At 49.7% G+C, this 16,327-nt stretch carries 14 protein-coding genes; 8 read left to right on the forward strand and 6 right to left on the reverse strand.

Annotated features, from left to right (window positions below):
• The 4 genes from ACWJJ4_RS12425 to ACWJJ4_RS12440 all read left to right on the forward strand — a co-directional run.
• A partial coding sequence (locus ACWJJ4_RS12425; RefSeq protein ID WP_454021675.1) for a condensation domain-containing protein occupies window positions 1–2,646 on the forward strand: 2,646 nt, incomplete at its 5' end.
• 34 nt (window positions 2,647–2,680) lie between these two features.
• Window positions 2,681–6,517 (forward strand): surfactin non-ribosomal peptide synthetase SrfAC, encoded by a 3,837-nt coding sequence (srfAC, locus tag ACWJJ4_RS12430; RefSeq protein ID WP_454021676.1) that lies wholly within the window; start codon window positions 2,681–2,683, stop codon window positions 6,515–6,517.
• Window positions 6,518–6,536: 19 nt separating this feature from the next.
• On the forward strand, window positions 6,537–7,268 hold the full coding sequence (gene srfAD / locus ACWJJ4_RS12435; RefSeq protein ID WP_326375374.1) for a surfactin biosynthesis thioesterase SrfAD: 732 nt from the start codon (window positions 6,537–6,539) through the stop codon (window positions 7,266–7,268).
• Between the two features lie 121 nt (window positions 7,269–7,389).
• Window positions 7,390–8,700: an aminotransferase class I/II-fold pyridoxal phosphate-dependent enzyme gene (locus ACWJJ4_RS12440; protein ID WP_058906555.1), complete on the forward strand. Its 1,311-nt coding sequence runs from the start codon at window positions 7,390–7,392 to the stop codon at window positions 8,698–8,700.
• Between the two features lie 35 nt (window positions 8,701–8,735).
• Here the strand turns inward: ACWJJ4_RS12440 and ACWJJ4_RS12445 are convergent, their stop codons facing one another.
• The 6 genes from ACWJJ4_RS12445 to ACWJJ4_RS12470 all read right to left on the reverse strand — a co-directional run bounded on the left by ACWJJ4_RS12445 (window position 8,736) and on the right by ACWJJ4_RS12470 (window position 13,483).
• A complete protein-coding gene (locus ACWJJ4_RS12445; protein WP_015388713.1) occupies window positions 8,736–9,410 on the reverse strand; it encodes a 4'-phosphopantetheinyl transferase family protein in 675 nt (224 codons plus the stop codon).
• Window positions 9,411–9,508: 98 nt separating this feature from the next.
• Window positions 9,509–10,120 (reverse strand): YczE/YyaS/YitT family protein, encoded by a 612-nt coding sequence (locus ACWJJ4_RS12450; RefSeq protein WP_439931280.1) that lies wholly within the window; start codon window positions 10,118–10,120, stop codon window positions 9,509–9,511.
• 117 nt (window positions 10,121–10,237) lie between these two features.
• On the reverse strand, window positions 10,238–10,981 hold the full coding sequence (gene tcyC, locus ACWJJ4_RS12455; RefSeq protein WP_003156376.1) for a cystine ABC transporter ATP-binding protein TcyC: 744 nt from the start codon (window positions 10,979–10,981) through the stop codon (window positions 10,238–10,240).
• Between the two features lie 12 nt (window positions 10,982–10,993).
• Window positions 10,994–11,698, reverse strand: coding sequence for an amino acid ABC transporter permease (locus ACWJJ4_RS12460; protein WP_003156375.1), 705 nt, complete (start codon window positions 11,696–11,698; stop codon window positions 10,994–10,996).
• On the reverse strand, window positions 11,685–12,482 hold the full coding sequence (gene tcyA, locus ACWJJ4_RS12465) for a cystine ABC transporter substrate-binding lipoprotein TcyA (protein ID WP_003156373.1): 798 nt from the start codon (window positions 12,480–12,482) through the stop codon (window positions 11,685–11,687). The genes ACWJJ4_RS12460 and tcyA overlap by 14 nt, the downstream gene beginning before the upstream one ends.
• Before the next feature lie 128 nt (window positions 12,483–12,610).
• Entirely contained in the window at window positions 12,611–13,483 is an 873-nt protein-coding gene (locus tag ACWJJ4_RS12470; RefSeq protein ID WP_063174349.1) for a LysR family transcriptional regulator, read from the reverse strand.
• An 85-nt stretch (window positions 13,484–13,568) separates the two neighbouring features.
• Between ACWJJ4_RS12470 and ACWJJ4_RS12475 the strand changes: the two genes are divergently transcribed.
• The 4 genes from ACWJJ4_RS12475 to ACWJJ4_RS12490 are packed head-to-tail and all read left to right on the forward strand — an operon-like array spanning window position 13,569 to window position 16,319.
• Entirely contained in the window at window positions 13,569–14,189 is a 621-nt protein-coding gene (locus ACWJJ4_RS12475) for a non-oxidative hydroxyarylic acid decarboxylases subunit B (RefSeq protein WP_155724304.1), read from the forward strand.
• A 2-nt stretch (window positions 14,190–14,191) separates the two neighbouring features.
• On the forward strand, window positions 14,192–15,613 hold the full coding sequence (bsdC, locus tag ACWJJ4_RS12480) for a phenolic acid decarboxylase BsdC (protein WP_003156369.1): 1,422 nt from the start codon (window positions 14,192–14,194) through the stop codon (window positions 15,611–15,613).
• A 17-nt stretch (window positions 15,614–15,630) separates the two neighbouring features.
• Window positions 15,631–15,858, forward strand: a complete 228-nt coding sequence (locus ACWJJ4_RS12485; protein ID WP_016937281.1) for a non-oxidative hydroxyarylic acid decarboxylases subunit D — start codon at window positions 15,631–15,633, stop codon at window positions 15,856–15,858.
• Complete coding sequence (locus tag ACWJJ4_RS12490; protein WP_454021677.1) at window positions 15,858–16,319, forward strand: pyridoxamine 5'-phosphate oxidase family protein; 462 nt, start codon at window positions 15,858–15,860, stop codon at window positions 16,317–16,319. Before ACWJJ4_RS12485 ends, ACWJJ4_RS12490 begins: the two co-directional genes overlap by 1 nt.
• Window positions 16,320–16,327: the final 8 nt, after the last annotated feature.

Genomic DNA, 16,327 nt, shown 5'->3' on the forward strand with positions numbered 1-16,327 from the left:
GTCATGGTCGAACACCATGCGCTGGTGAACCTGTGCTTCTGGCACCACGACGCATTCGCCATGACGGCGGATGATAAAAGCGCCAAATACGCGGGCTTCGGTTTTGACGCCTCCATCTGGGAGATGTTCCCGACATGGACCATCGGCGCGGAGCTTCATGTCATTGACGAAGCGATCCGGCTGGATATCACCCGCTTAAATCACTATTTCGAGGAGCACGGCGTGACCATCACCTTCCTGCCGACGCAGCTGGCCGAACAATTTATGGAGCTGGAAAATACCTCTCTCCGCATGCTTCTCGTCGGCGGCGACAAGCTGAAGCGGGCGGTGAAACAGCCATACACGATCGTCAACAACTACGGCCCGACGGAAAACACCGTCGTCGCGACAAGCGGCGTCATCAATCCTGAGGAAGGATCGCTTTCGATCGGACGGGCGATTGCCAATACGAGAGCTTATATTCTCGGCGACGGAGATCAGGTACAGCCGGAAGGCATTGCCGGTGAATTGTGCGTGGCCGGCCGCGGTCTGGCACGCGGATACCTGAACCGTGAAGAAGAAACGGCTAAGAGGTTTACCGCAGATCCGTTCGTGCCCGGCGAGCGCATGTACCGGACCGGCGACCTCGTCAAATGGAACGCGCAGAGCGGCATCGAATACATCGGCCGTATCGACCAGCAGGTCAAAGTGCGGGGCTACCGGATCGAGCTTTCAGAAATCGAAGTCCGCCTCGCCCAGCTTGCGGACGTTCATGACGCAGCGGTGACGGCTGTGGAAGACAAAGCAGGCAATACCGCGCTTTGCGCCTATGTCGCGCCTCAACAGGACGATATTGAAGCGCTCAAAGCCGCGCTGAAAGACACGCTGCCTGACTACATGGTGCCGGCGTTCTGGGTGGAGATGGACGAGCTTCCGGTCACCGCAAACGGAAAGATTGACAAAAAAGCCCTGCCGGAACCGGACATTGAAGCGGGAAGCGCCGCTTACAAAGCGCCGGAAACGGAGATGGAGACGCTGCTTTCCGACATTTGGCAGGAAGTGCTCGGTCTTGATCAGATCGGCGTAAGCGATAATTTCTTCACGCTCGGCGGCGACTCGATCAAAGGCATCCAAATGGCGAGCCGCCTGAACCAGCACGGCTACAAGCTGGAGATGAAAGACCTCTTCCAGCACCCGACCATCGAAGAGCTCGTCTCTTATGTGGAGCGGACGGAAGGCAAGCAGGCCGATCAGGGACCTGTCGAAGGCGAAGCGGAGTTAACGCCGATCCAGCGCTGGTTCTTTGAGAAAAACTTCACCGACAAACACCACTGGAACCAATCCGTCATGCTTCATGCGAAAGACGGCTTTGATCCGGACCTGGTGGAAAAAACCCTGCAAGCATTGATTGAACACCATGATGCGCTCCGCATGGTTTACCGTGAAGCAAGGGAAGGCATCATTCAGACATACCTCCCTGTCACAGAATGCAAGGCAAGCTTTGAAATCGTTGATCTGTACGGAACGGACGAGGATATGCTGAAAAGCCAGATTCAGCGGCTTGCCGATCATCTTCAGGGAAGTTTTGATCTGGAGAACGGCCCGCTGTTAAAAGCGGAGCAATACCGGACAGAACAAGGCGATCATCTGTTAATCGCGGTTCACCATCTCGTCGTGGACGGGGTTTCATGGAGAATTCTGCTTGAGGATTTCGCTTCAGGTTATAAACAGGCGCAGCAGCAAAACAGCATCGTTCTCCCGCAAAAAACCCACTCCTTTAAAGATTGGGCGGAGGCGCTGAACACGTTTGCGCAATCAGAAGAGCTGAAAAAGCAGGCGGATTATTGGGCGCAGGCAGATGCGGAAGAACTCCGGCCGCTGCCGAAAGACCATGATCCGGACAAACGGCTCGTCAAACATACGGCGGCCGTGAAATGTGAATTGACTGAGGAAGAAACGGCACAGCTGCTGACAGATGTTCATCATCCGTACGGAACGGAAATCAACGACATTCTGCTCAGCGCACTCGGCTTAACGATCGGTGAATGGACGGAAAACGGCAAAGTCGGCATCAACTTAGAAGGACACGGCCGGGAAGAAATCATACCGAACGTCAATATTTCACGGACGGTCGGCTGGTTTACGGCCCAATATCCGTTAATTCTGCAGATCAGCAAGGAAGACGGCGTCTCTTCCGTCATTAAAACGGTAAAAGAGACAGTGCGGCGCGTTCCAGATAAAGGTGTAGGATACGGAATTCTCCGGTATCTGTCATCCGATGAAACAGAAAAAGGCGCCGCGCCTGAAATCAGTTTTAACTACTTGGGGCAGTTTGACAATGAAGTGAAGACGGAATGGTTTGAGCCGTCTCCATATGATATGGGACGTCAAGTCAGCGAAGAGTCAGAGGCGTTATACGCACTGAGCTTCAGCGGAATGGTTACAGGCGGCCGCTTCGTCATTTCCTGCTCATACAATCAGGAAGAATATGAAAGAAGCACCGTCGAAACACAGATGCAGCGGTTTAAAGACAATCTTTTAATGATCATCCGCCATTGCACGGCCAAAGAGGAGAAAGAATTTACGCCGAGCGATTTCAGCGCGCAGGATCTTGAGATGGATGAAATGGGAGACATCTTTGACATGCTTGAGGAGAATTTAACGTGACAAAAACAGTTAACAGAAGGGGGGAGCGGAGCAGATGAGCCAGTTCAAAAAAGATCAAGTTCAGGACATGTATTATTTGTCGCCGATGCAGGAGGGAATGCTGTTTCATACTCTCCTGAATCCCGGCCAAAGCTTTTACATCGAACAAATGACAATGAAAGTAAAAGGCAGCTTGAATATTAAATGCCTTGAAGAAAGCATGAATGTGATCATGGACCGGTACGATGTATTTCGTACCGTGTTCATTCACGAAAAAGTAAAAAGGCCGGTCCAAGTCGTATTGAAAAAACGGCAGTTTCAGATAGAAGAAATCGATCTGACACACTTAACGGGCAGCGAGCAAGCATCCAAAATTAATGAATACAAAGAACAGGATAAGATCAAGGGCTTTGATTTGACGCGGGATATTCCGATGCGGGCAGCCATATTCAAAAAAGCGGAAGAAAGCTTTGAATGGGTGTGGAGCTACCACCACATCATTTTGGACGGCTGGTGCTTCGGCATCGTCGTGCAGGATCTGTTTAAGGTATACAACGCCCTGCGCGAACAAAAGCCGTACAGCCTGCCGCCGGTCAAACCGTATAAAGACTATATCAAGTGGCTTGAAAAGCAGGATAAACAAGCATCACTGCATTACTGGCGCGGGTACTTAGAAGATTTTGAAGGACAAACGACATTTGCGGAGCAAAGAAAGAAACAAAAGGACGGCTACGAGCCGAAAGAGCTGCTCTTCTCACTGCCGGAGGCGGAAACAAAAGCATTTACCGAAGTTGCAAAATCGCAGCATACTACTTTGAGTACGGCGCTGCAGGCGGTTTGGAGTGTATTAATCAGCCGCTACCAGCAGTCCGGCGATTTGATCTTCGGCACAGTCGTTTCCGGGCGTCCCGCAGAAATCAAAGGCGTTGAACATATGGTCGGGCTGTTTATCAATGCTGTTCCGAGGCGGGTGAAGCTGTCTGAGGATACCACATTTAACGGCTTGCTCAAGCAGCTGCAGGAGCAATCGCTGGAGTCTGAGCCTCATCAATATGTGCCGCTCTATGACATCCAAAGCCAGGCCGATCAGCCAAAGCTGATTGACCACATCATTGTGTTTGAAAATTATCCGCTTCAGGATGCAAAAAATGAAGAAAACAGTGAAAACGGCTTTGATATGGAGGACGTCCATGTTTTTGAGAAATCGAATTATGATCTCAACCTGATGGCTTCTCCAGGTGATGAGATGCTGATTAAGCTTGCCTATAACGGGAATGTGTTTGATGAGGCGTTTATCCTGCGCTTAAAATCTCAGCTTCTTACAGCGATTCAGCAGCTCATCCAGAAGCCGGATCAGCCTGTCAATACGATCAGACTTGTTGATGAAAAGGAAAGAGAGCTTCTGCTTACCGGCTTAAACCCGCCGGCTGAGACTCATCAGGCGAAGCCTCTGACGGATTGGTTCAAGGAAGCGGTGAATGTAAATCCTGATGCACCGGCGCTTACGTATTCCGGCCAGACTCTTTCCTATCGCGAATTAGATGAGGAAGCGAACCGTCTTGCGCGCCGTTTGCAAAAGCAAGGTGCGGGTAAAGACACCGTTGTCGCGTTGTACACGAAGCGCTCGCTTGAACTGGTGATCGGCATTCTCGGCGTATTAAAAGCAGGAGCGGCTTATCTGCCGGTTGATCCGAAGCTGCCGGAGGACCGAATCTCGTACATGCTGACTGACAGTGCGGCAGCCTGTCTGCTGACACATCAGGAGATGAAAGAAAAAGCGGCTCAGCTGCCGTATACAGGAACAACACTCATCATCGATGATCAAGCACGGTTTGAGGAACAGGCAAGCGATCCTGCAGCCGCAATTGATCCCGATGATCCGGCGTATATTATGTATACGTCCGGCACAACCGGAAAGCCGAAGGGCAATATCACCACTCATGCCAATATACAAGGATTGGTCAAGCATGTAGACTATATGGCATTTTCTGAACAAGATACGTTCTTATCTGTTTCGAATTACGCCTTTGACGCATTTACTTTTGATTTCTACGCATCAATACTGAATGCGGCACGGCTCATTATCGCAGATGAACATACACTGCTTGATACAGAACGGCTCACTGATCTGATCCGGCAGGAGAATGTCAATGTCATGTTTGCGACAACCGCACTTTTTAATCTTCTCACCGATGCGGGAGAGGAGTGGCTGAAGGGGCTCCGCTGTGTGTTATTCGGGGGTGAGCGCGCGTCTGTGCCTCACGTCAGAAAGGCGCTTGAGATCATGGGGCCTGGCAAGCTGATTAATTGCTACGGGCCGACTGAGGGAACGGTGTTTGCGACAGCTCACATCGTGCATGATATACCGGATTCCATTTCCTCATTGCCGATCGGAAAGCCGATCAGCAATGCAAGTATTTATATTCTTAACAGGCAAAACCAGCTTCAGCCGTTCGGAGCTGTCGGTGAACTGTGCATCAGCGGAATGGGAGTATCAAAAGGGTATCTGAACCGTCACGACCTGACGAAGCAAACGTTTATCCCAAATCCGTTCAAGCCGGGAGAAACGCTTTACCGAACAGGGGATTTAGCACGATGGCTGCCGGATGGAACGATTGAATACGCCGGGCGTATTGACGACCAGGTCAAAATACGCGGACACCGGATTGAACTTGAAGAAATCGAAAAGCAGCTGCAGGAATACCCGGGTGTGAAAGATGCGGTCGTTGTTGCAGACCGCCATGAGTCCGGAGATGCATCAATCAACGCCTATCTCGTGAACCGGACGCCGCTTTCAGCTGAAGACGTAAAGAGGCACTTGAAAAAACAGCTTCCTGCTTACATGGTGCCGCAAACCTTTACTTTCTTAGAGGAGCTTCCTTTAACGACAAACGGGAAGGTCAATAAACGGCAGCTGCCGAAACCGGATCAGGCTCAGGCGGCGAAAGAATGGATCGGGCCTCGAAACGCGACGGAAGAAACGATTGCACACATCTGGTCCGAGATTCTCGGCAGACAGCAGATCGGGATTCATGATGATTTCTTCGCGCTCGGAGGCCATTCCTTAAAAGCGATGACGGCAGCGTCGCGCATTAAAAAAGAGCTCGGTACGGACATCCCGGTGCAGCTGTTATTCGAAGCGACGACAATCGCAGACATTGCCGGTTATCTGCTTCACGGTGAAGAAAAAGGAATGAAAGATCTCACCATCATGAATAAAAATCAGTCTGACACACTGTTTGCGTTCCCGCCGGTTCTCGGTTACGGGCTGATGTACCAGCCGCTGGCAAAACAGCTGTCCGGCTATAGAATCTGTGCGTTTGATTTTATCGAGGAAGACAACCGCATCGAACGCTACACAGAGCTGATCAATCAGCTCCAGCCGGAAGGACCGGTCAAGCTGTTCGGATACTCGGCTGGCTGCACGCTCGCCTTTGAAACGGCCAAACGGCTTGAATCCGAAGGACGTAAAGTGGAGCGGCTGATCATGGTTGATTCTTATAAAAAACAAGGCGTCAGCGACTTGGAAGGCCGCACCGTAGAAAGCGATGTCCAGGCGCTGATGAAGGTAAACCGGGATAACGAAGCGCTGAATGACGAAGCCGTCAAGGAAGGTCTCGCCAAAAAAACAAACGCGTTTTATTCTTATTTCGTGCATACCGTCAGCACCGGCACGGTCAATGCGGATATAGATCTATTAACGTCAGAACCGGACTTTGCGATGCCGCCGTGGCTCGCTTCGTGGGAGGAAGCCACGACAGGTGAATACCGTGTGAAAAAAGGCTGCGGCAGTCACGCAGAAATGCTTCAGGGAGCATGTCTCGAAAGGAATGCGGCATATTTGCTCGAATTCCTAAGGAAGGAACATCCGAAGCTGACAGCTTCACGATAGAAAAGGAGGAAGCCCGCCAATGGTCCAGCTCTTTAAATCGTTCGATACCACGGAAAAAACGCAGCTTATCTGTTTTCCGTTCGCAGGAGGCTATTCCGCATCATTCCGCCCGCTCCACACCTATCTTCAAGGTGAGTGTGAGATGCTTGCCGCGGAACCGCCGGGACACGGAACAAATCAAATGTCCGCCGTTGAGGATTTTGAACAGCTTGTCAGTTTATACCAGCAGGAGTTGAATCTCCATCCTGACCGCCCGTTTGTGCTGTTCGGCCACAGTATGGGAGGCATGGTCGCTTTCAGGTTGGCTCAAAAGCTGGAGCGGGAGGGGATTTACCCGCAGGCCGTGATCATCTCAGCCATTCAGCCGCCGCATGTTGAAAGGAAAAAAGTGTCTCATCTTGATGATGAAAAATTTCTCGCCCATATTATCGAGCTGGGCGGAATGCCGCAGGAGTTAGTGGAGAATAAGGAGGTCATGTCATTTTTCCTGCCTTCTTTCAGATCCGACTACCGCGCGCTTGAAAGCTTCCGTCCGTCTGATTCTCACATGATTCAATCACCCGTCCATATTTTTAACGGGCGGAAAGATAAAAAATGTATCAAAGATGCGGACGGATGGAAAAAATGGGCCGACAATCCCGTATTTCATGAGTTTTCGGACGGCCACATGTTCATATTAAGTGAAACTGAAAAAGTGGCGGAACGAATATATGAGATTATTAACAGGAGCACTGCAGGCCAATTGTTATAGGATATGACAGACAGCATTCGCTGTCTGTTTTTTGTAACAAAATCTGCCCGTGAGTTTTCTCATTTATCAAAAATTTTATGTTATGATTTGATGGAATATAATTTTGAAGGGATTGTCGTACATGAATGATGCAGCAAAAGAGCTGAACAGAACATTATCTGAAGAAAACCCGCACGTGCTTCATATGCTTTCTGATTTGGGCAGAGAGTTGTTTTATCCGAAAGGGGTGCTGACACAATCGGCGGAAGCGAAAGCCAAGGCCGGAAAGTATAATGCCACGATCGGGATTGCCACCTCACAAGGCGAGTCTATGCACTTTTCCCATATTCAAGAGACATTGTCCGCCTATAACCCCGATGATATCTACGATTATGCTCCGCCGCAGGGAAAAGAGCCGCTCAGACAGGAATGGCTGAAAAAAATGCGTCTCGAAAATCCTTCATTAGCCGGCAAAGACATCAGCACGCCGATCGTGACAAACGCTTTAACACACGGGCTGAGCATTGCCGCCGACTTGTTCGTCAATGAAGGGGATGCGCTGCTTCTGCCTGATAAATATTGGGGAAATTACAATTTCATTTTCGGTGTCCGGCGCAAGGCATCCATTGAGACGTACCCGCTTTTTCAGCAGGATGGGCGTTTTAATGCGGCGGGGCTGTCCGAACTGCTGAAAAAGCAGGAAGAAAAGGCGATTGTCGTGCTGAATTTCCCGAATAATCCGACAGGCTATACGCCGGGGGAAGAGGAAGCGGCAGAAATCGTCAGCGTGATCCTGGAGGCGGCGGAGGCCGGTAAAGAGATTGTCGTGCTCGTAGACGATGCGTATTACAATCTGTTTTACGATGAAACAGCCATTCAGGAATCCATCTTCAGCAAACTCGCCCAAGTGCACGACCGGGTGCTTTGCGTGAAAATAGACGGCGCGACGAAGGAAAATTACGCGTGGGGCTTCCGCGTCGGTTTTATTACGTACAGCACAAAAAGCGAAAAAGCGCTGCGCGTGCTCGAGGAAAAAACAAAAGGGATTATCAGGGGAACGATTTCAAGCGCCCCGCATCCGTCCCAAACGTTTATGCTGCGGGCGATGCAGTCACCGGAATACGAGAAAGAAAAATCGCTGAAATATAACATCATGAAAAAACGGGCTGACAAAGTGAAAGCCGTTCTTGCAGAAAACAAGCACTATGAAGACGTATGGACGCCTTATCCGTTTAACTCGGGTTATTTCATGTGTGTCCGGCTGAAAGACATAAACGCCGGCGAATTGAGAGTGTCGTTGCTTGAAAAGAGAGGAATCGGGACGATATCCATTAATGAAACCGATTTGCGAATCGCATTTTCATGTGTTGAAGAAGAACACATCGCGGATCTGTTCGAAGAAATTTATCAAGAAGCAAAGCAGCTGCAGAAACAGGCGGAAATATCAGGCTGACAAAAAAGGAGGGGGACACCCTCCTTTTTCTATGCTTACAGCAGCTCTTCATACGTTTTCATCTCAATCCCGTCACAAAAATCGGGATGCGCCGCACAAACGGCCAGCTTATATTCCTCGTCCGCATCATATGTGCGGATGAAACAAGGTTCATGTCCGTCCGGGAGCTCAATGGACACATGGCCGTCGTCTTTGAGACGGACGCTGAATGAATCAAGCGGCAGGGAAAGCCCTTTTCCGGCCTGCTTGATAAAGCTTTCTTTCATCGACCACAGGTGGTAAAAATAATCGGTCTGCTGATCGGGGTGTTTCGCTTGCAGATCACTGTATTCCGTCGGCGAAAAAAAACGTTTGGCGATATCAATCGTGCCGGGCTTCATTTTTTCAATATCAATGCCGATCGGTTTTGAATCAACGGCACACACGATCCAGCGCCCGGAGTGGGAAATATTAAAGTGCATGTCCGGAAGCGCGGGGATGTACGGCTTTCCGTATTCCTGGACGCTGAATGAAATCGCGGCCGGATCAAGTCCGTAAGCCTTCGCCGCAGCGGTGCGGATCAGCATGTCGCCGATCAAGGTGCGGTGAGCATCCTCCTTATGGTAAAAGCGCCGGCATTTTTCCCGCTTTTCGGCGGACACGGCTGCCATCATCCGATCCTCTTCCCCTGCAGAAAGCGGGCGGTCCATATATACTCCGTAAATCTTCATGTCCAGATCCTCCGTCTGAAAATATTGTCAAAACCATCCTATCATATCAAACGAAAGCTGTCCGAAAATAAAAAAACAAAACCGTTTCGGCTTTGTTTTTAATGCACGGACGTTGCCCGCCCGGAGATCGCGTATGTTAACAGTTTAGAGGACTGCGGCAAAGAAAAACGCAGAATCAGCCCCGTCAAAACAGCCGTAATAATGGTTCCGGCGCCGATCGGTCCGCCCATCACCCAGGCTGCGGCAAGAATCGTCAGCTCAATGCCGTTCCGCACCCATTGCACGTTCCAGCCCGTTTTTTCAGATATCAGCATCATCAGAGAGTCCCGGGGGCCCGCGCCGAGCCCAGCCGATACGTAAATACCGACGCCGCAGCCGATCAGCAGCAATCCGATAGAAAAAAACACGGCCGCTAAGGAAAAAGCGTGCACCTCAGGAAGCAGAAACGAGAAGAAATCAATAAACATTCCCATCAGCACCATGTTTAAGATAGCGCCGATTTTCGGGAGTGTCCTCGTGAACAGGCAGGTTAAAGCCACGATGACCGCGCCGACCAAGATGGACCATTGGCCGACAGATAGCCCGAAATGCTGAAAAAGCCCATAATGAAAGGCATCCCAAGGGCTGATGCCGAGAGCTTTTCCTTTAATGGTTAACGATACCCCGAAAGACAAAATCAACAGACCGGCAAAATAAAACGTCCAGCGCATCAAGAATTCCCGCTTCAAAGAGGTCCCTTCTTTCATAAAATTTCATTAATTGTCATTGTAGCATAACCGCCAAAAAAAAGAAGAAGCGAAATCAGTGTTTCGCTTCTTCTCCGGCTCCTACAAAGGATTCAGTATACGGTTTAAAAACCGCTGCGTGCGTTCTTCTTTCGGCGCGGAAAAAATCTGGGCCGGCGGTCCTTGTTCCACAATGACGCCGCCGTCAATGAAGATGACTTCATCAGCCACTTCCTGCGCGAATTTGATTTCATGGGTGACGACGACCATCGTCCAGCCTTCGTTCGCCAAATCCTTAATCACTTTGAGCACCTCGCCGACCAGCTCCGGATCAAGTGCTGACGTCGGTTCGTCAAACAGCATCAGCTCGGGCTGAATCGCAAGCGCGCGGGCGATGCCGACCCGCTGCTGCTGACCGCCGGAAAGCTGGAACGGATATAAATCCATTTTGTCTTTCAGTCCGACTTTTTCCAGAAGCTCTATCGCTTCTTTTCTGACTTGCTCCTTGTCGCGCTTTTGCACTTGAACGGGTCCTTCCATGACGTTTTCAAGCGCCGTGCGGTGAGGAAACAGATGATACGCCTGGAAGACCATGCCTGATTTGCGGCGGAGGCGGAGAATATCAGCCTGCTTCACTTTTTTAGAGAAATCTATTGAAAAATCGGAGAATGCCAGCTCGCCGCGATTGGGAATCTCAAGCGCGTTCAGACAGCGCAGAAGCGTCGTTTTTCCTGAACCGGACGGCCCCAGAATGGCGATGACTTTCCCTTTTTCTATCTCCATATCTATCTTTTTTAAAATTTCATTCTGTCCGAATGATTTATTTAATCCTTTGACGGAAAGCATATCGAAACCTCCTTATTTGGCCACGTAACGGTCGAGACGCCGTTCGATCACGTGCTGTACGATTGACAGCAAGAAGCAGATGATCCAATAAATAAAGGCGGCTTCAATATAGATGACCAAGATTTGATCAAGGTTTTGCGCGCCGATTTCCTGCGCTTTTCTGAACAGCTCCGCGACGAGAATCTGTGACGCGAGAGATGTATCCTTGATCAGGCTGATAAATGTATTTGATAATGGCGGAATGGACACGCGAAATGCCTGCGGCAGGATCACGCGGAACAATGTCTTGCGATAGGTCATGCCGATCGTATAACCGGCTTCCCATTGCCCTTTCGGCACGGATGAAATAGATGCCCGGATGATTTCAGAAGCATAGGCGCCCACGTTTAATGAAAACGCGATGACTGCGCTTGGGAAAGGGTCCAGCGTAATATTAAATGTCGGGAACAGATAAAAAATGATGAACAATTGAACGAGAAGAGGAGTGCCGCGCACCGCTGATACGTATACGCTGAACACCCATCTCAATGGTTTCATATTTGACATTCTGGCGAGCGCCGTAATCAGCGCGATGATCATTCCGAAAATAAAGGAAAGAATGGTAAGGGGAATCGAATAATAGATTCCCCCGGAAAGAATCGGCCAGAATGACTGCTGCACCAAATCCCACGGAATGGCTGTTGCAATCACGGGTTCCGGCATGTTACTTAGAAACATCTTCGCCGAACCATTTTTTAGCTATTTTAGAAAGAGTCCCGTCCTCTTTCATTTCTTTTAACGCTTTGTTGACGTGAGTCACAAGTTCGCCGCTTCCTTTTCGGAATGCGAAATATGTCTGCTGCGGCTGGCCTGCTTCAAACGCGATTTTCACGTTTTTATTGCCGGACGTTTTTAAGTAGTTCAGTACGGCAAGCTTATCGTTATAAGTCAGATCAGCGCGGCCCTGCTGAATGAGCTGAAGGGATTGCGCCATGCCTTCGACGCCTTCAATTTTCGCGCCGGCTTCTTTCGCTAATTTATTGTAATTGCTTGTTAATGACTGAGCCGCTGTTTTTCCTTTGACATCAGCCTCTTTCGCAATCGTGCTGTCTTTTTTCGTCACGACGACTGCATTTGACGTTGTGTATTTATCAGAAAAATCATATTGGTTCTCACGGCCTGTTTTGCCGACTTGGTTGGCGACGACGTCAAACCGTTTCGCGTTTAAACCGGCAAACATGCTGTCCCATTGTGTTTCTTTAAAGTCAGCTTTCAGACCGAGGCGTTTCGCGACTTCTTGAATCACTTCAACATCATATCCGGTCAGTTTGTCAGTCTTTTTATCATGGAAGGTAAACGGTTCGTACGTTCCTTCTGTACCGACGGTCAGTACGCCTTTTTTCTTGACAGAAGCCCAAAGATCGCCGTCTTTTGACTTAGATCCGCTGTCCTGTGAGTTTCCGCAGGCTGCAAGCATTGCGATGCTGACCATCATGAACAAAGCGAATAATGCTTTTTTCATCTTCTTTATTCCCCACTTTTCTGAGTAGTTTTATTGAGAAAAAATAGCTCCCAATTGTAAAGGATAACTTTTTTTTAGTATGAGTCAAGTAATTGGTTTTCATAAGCGGGAATTCATCGTGTTCCGGATCAAAATAATTCCAAAAACTGTCTGACAGGCTTCGGCAGGTAGCTGTCTTTTCTCCAGATGACGGCCGGTGTCATGACAAACGGGTTGTCTTCGATGATAACCGTTTTGACATGCGAGCGCATATGGACGGGAATCATCGTCAAAGGCAGAATCGTGGCGCCGAATCCTGATGATACGAGGCTCAAGAGCGTCGCGGAGTCATGGCATTCACAGACAACCTGAAGGTCGAGACTGTACTGTTCACAAACATGGAGGACTTGGTCATACACACCTCTTCCATTGACGGTGCGCAAAAGGATCAGAGGCAAAGAGGCGATGTCACTCAGTTTAATCGTTTCTCCGCACAGTCGTTTTGAATGCTCTGACAGCACCAATACACACGGAATGTCTTCAAGCTCCTTCGATTCAATGCCGTCGTTTTTAATCAAGGTGGTGGTGACGGCGGCGTCAATCTGCCGGGTTTCCAGAAGCTCGAGCAGTGAGACGGGTTCATCTTCCCAAATGTTAAAGGTGAGATGCGGAAACCGCTCTTTCATCTGTGACACTTTCTCAAGCATAAGCGCTGCGCAGTAAATGGTTGACCCGACGGCAAGTGTCCCGGCCACCTCCTCCTTCAGCTCTTGTACCTCGATTATAGCGTCCTCAAACTTATGAAGAATCTCTTTTGCTCTTTTCAAAAAGACATTTCCTTCATATGTGAGGGTCATTTGTTTCTTTTTATTGCGGTCAAACAGAATGACGCCCAATTCTTCTTCGAGCTGTTTCAACTGTCGGCTCAAAGGCGGCTGTGCCATATGAAGCTTTTTGGCGGCCGTCGTGATTTTCTGCTCTTGGGCAATGGTGATGAAATAACGCAATTGCCGGATATCCATGAGAACGCGCTCCTTTCTATTATACCTTTAAGGTATGATACATAGATTTAACGAATATTTTTCATATGGATATATCAGGAGTATGATGGATTTGACACCACATTTCAACCGTAAAGGAGGGGTCAATATGAAGCTCGTCATCGGAATGACCGGGGCAACGGGGGCCATATTCGGGATCAGGCTTTTAGAATATTTAAAAGCCGCGGAGATCGAAACCCATCTTGTCGTTTCTCCCTGGGCAAATGTCACCATTACACATGAAACCGATTATACGTTAAAAGATGTCGAGAAACTCGCATCCTATACGTATTCTCACAAAGACCAGGCAGCGGCGATTTCAAGCGGCTCGTTTGAAACGGACGGGATGATCATCGCTCCGTGCAGCATGAAATCACTGGCAAGCATCCGCACCGGAATGGCTGACAATCTGCTGACAAGGGCGGCTGACGTCATCCTGAAGGAGCGGAAAAAACTTGTGCTGCTGACAAGAGAAACGCCGCTCAGCCAAATTCATTTAGAAAATATGCTAGCGCTTACAAAAATGGGTTCCGTCATTCTTCCGCCGATGCCGGCATTCTATAACAAGCCGGCTGACATGGATGAATTGATAGACCATATTGTGTTCCGGACGCTTGATCAGTTCGGCATCCGTCTGCCGGAAGCGAAACGGTGGTACGGAATTGAAAAACAAAAAGGAGGAATCTGATAATGGCCTATCAGGATTTTAGGGAATTTCTCGCAGCTCTTGAAAAAGAAGGGCAGCTCTTAACCGTCAACGAAGAGGTAAAACCGGAGCCGGACCTGGGCGCCGCCGCGCGTGCAGCCAGCAATCTCGGGGATAAAACCCCTGCGCTTTTGTTTAACAATATTTACGGACATCACGATGCGCAGGTGGCTCTGAATGTCATCGGCTCGTGGCCGAATCACGCGATGATGCTCGGCATGCCGAAAGATACGCCTGTAAAAGAACAATTCTTTGAGTTTGCCAAACGGTACGATGCATTTCCGGTGCCGGTCAAACGGGAAGAAACCGCGCCGTTTCATGAAAATGAAATAACGGAAGATATCAATCTTTTTGACATCCTTCCGCTATTCAGAATCAACCAGGGGGACGGCGGCTACTATTTGGATAAAGCGTGCGTCATTTCCCGCGATCTTGAAGATCCGGACAATTTCGGCAAGCAGAATGTCGGCATTTACAGAATGCAGGTAAAGGGAAAAGACCGCCTCGGCATTCAGCCCGTGCCTCAGCATGATATTGCGATTCATCTTCGCCAAGCTGAAGAACGCGGCGTGAATCTTCCCGTTACGATCGCGCTCGGCTGTGAGCCGGTGATTACAACGGCTGCATCAACTCCGCTGTTATACGATCAATCCGAGTATGAAATGGCCGGCGCGATTCAAGGGGAGCCCTACAGAATCGTTAAATCTAAATTGTCTGATTTAGACATCCCTTGGGGCGCTGAAGTCGTTCTGGAAGGAGAGATCCTTGCGGGAGAACGGGAATACGAAGGACCTTTCGGTGAGTTCACGGGCCATTATTCAGGCGGCCGCAGCATGCCGGTCATCAAAATCAAACGGGTATATCATAGAAACAATCCGATTTTTGAACATTTATACTTAGGCATGCCGTGGACGGAGTGCGACTATATGATCGGCATTAATACGTGCGTGCCGCTTTACCAGCAGCTGAAGGAAGCCTATCCGAACGAAATCGTCGCCGTGAATGCGATGTATACGCACGGGCTGATCGCCATTATTTCCACGAAAACGCGCTACGGCGGATTTGCCAAGGCGGTCGGCATGCGCGCCCTGACGACGCCGCACGGACTCGGCTACTGCAAAATGGTCATTGTCGTGGATGAGGATGTCGATCCGTTTAACCTGCCGCAAGTCATGTGGGCGCTCTCAACGAAAATGCATCCGAAACACGATGCAGTCATCATTCCTGATCTGTCCGTCCTTCCGCTTGACCCGGGGTCTGATCCGGCAGGGATGACACACAAAATGATTCTTGACGCCACGACGCCTGTCGCGCCGGAAACAAGAGGCCATTATTCGCAGCCGCTTGATTCCCCGCTGACAACGAAAGAGTGGGAACAAAAACTGATGGACTTAATGAATCAATAAGAAAGGATGAGGTTGCTATGAAAACATGCCCGCGCTGTGAATCGAAAAAAGGAGAAACCGTCAGCCAATCGCCGGTCAAAGGCGCTTGGGAAATATACCAATGCCAAACCTGCTTTTTCACATGGAGATCCTGTGAACCGGAAAGCATCACGAATCCGGCGGCATTCAACCCGGCATTTAAAATCGATCCGAAAGAAACGGAGACGGCCACACATGTTCCCGCTGTCCCGGAAAGAAAAGCGTAATGCTGACGGAGCACTTGCCGGAGGCGCTTTACACGCTTTTAGACGGAACGGAGCTTGAAAAAAAGCAGCACGACGCATTTGTGCTCCAATCCGTGACAAAAGAAGGCCGTCCGCACGCGGCCATGATCAGCGCCGGTGAAATCGCGGCCGTGAGCAGAACAAATCTCCGGCTCGCTTTATGGAAAAACACGACGACCGTAAGCAGCCTTCTGCATTCGGGACAAGCTCTTTTCATCGCCTGGCACGGTGGAGCCGCCTATTACGTCACATTGGAATGTAAGGCGCTTCCGCCGCTGAAAGAGGCGAAACACGAGCGGGAACGGTTCAGCTGCCGCGTGATCACCGTCAAGGAAGATCGGGCGAAATACGCGGATCTGACATCCGGACCGGCCATTCAGCTCCACGAACCGGAAGTTGTCCTGAAAAGATGGAGAGAAACACTTGAGGAGTTAAAACGATAGACGCACAA

This window comes from Bacillus sp. JK62, from assembly GCF_053663455.1.

What these genes read in the sequence shown, in the direction of transcription:
- tcyC (WP_003156376.1), bottom strand. Translation starts at nt 10,981, where the DNA reads ATGCTTTCCGTCAAAGGATTAAATAAATCATTCGGACAGAATGAAATT.
- ACWJJ4_RS12470 (WP_063174349.1), bottom strand. Translation starts at nt 13,483, where the DNA reads ATGGATATCCGGCAATTGCGTTATTTCATCACCATTGCCCAAGAGCAG.
- ACWJJ4_RS12450 (WP_439931280.1), bottom strand. Translation starts at nt 10,120, where the DNA reads ATGCGCTGGACGTTTTATTTTGCCGGTCTGTTGATTTTGTCTTTCGGG.
- ACWJJ4_RS12485 (WP_016937281.1), top strand. Translation starts at nt 15,631, where the DNA reads ATGAAAACATGCCCGCGCTGTGAATCGAAAAAAGGAGAAACCGTCAGC.
- srfAC (WP_454021676.1), top strand. Translation starts at nt 2,681, where the DNA reads ATGAGCCAGTTCAAAAAAGATCAAGTTCAGGACATGTATTATTTGTCG.
- ACWJJ4_RS12445 (WP_015388713.1), bottom strand. Translation starts at nt 9,410, where the DNA reads ATGAAGATTTACGGAGTATATATGGACCGCCCGCTTTCTGCAGGGGAA.
- ACWJJ4_RS12490 (WP_454021677.1), top strand. Translation starts at nt 15,858, where the DNA reads ATGCTGACGGAGCACTTGCCGGAGGCGCTTTACACGCTTTTAGACGGA.
- ACWJJ4_RS12475 (WP_155724304.1), top strand. Translation starts at nt 13,569, where the DNA reads ATGGATTTGACACCACATTTCAACCGTAAAGGAGGGGTCAATATGAAG.
- bsdC (WP_003156369.1), top strand. Translation starts at nt 14,192, where the DNA reads ATGGCCTATCAGGATTTTAGGGAATTTCTCGCAGCTCTTGAAAAAGAA.
- srfAD (WP_326375374.1), top strand. Translation starts at nt 6,537, where the DNA reads ATGGTCCAGCTCTTTAAATCGTTCGATACCACGGAAAAAACGCAGCTT.
- tcyA (WP_003156373.1), bottom strand. Translation starts at nt 12,482, where the DNA reads ATGAAAAAAGCATTATTCGCTTTGTTCATGATGGTCAGCATCGCAATG.
- ACWJJ4_RS12460 (WP_003156375.1), bottom strand. Translation starts at nt 11,698, where the DNA reads ATGTTTCTAAGTAACATGCCGGAACCCGTGATTGCAACAGCCATTCCG.
- ACWJJ4_RS12440 (WP_058906555.1), top strand. Translation starts at nt 7,390, where the DNA reads ATGAATGATGCAGCAAAAGAGCTGAACAGAACATTATCTGAAGAAAAC.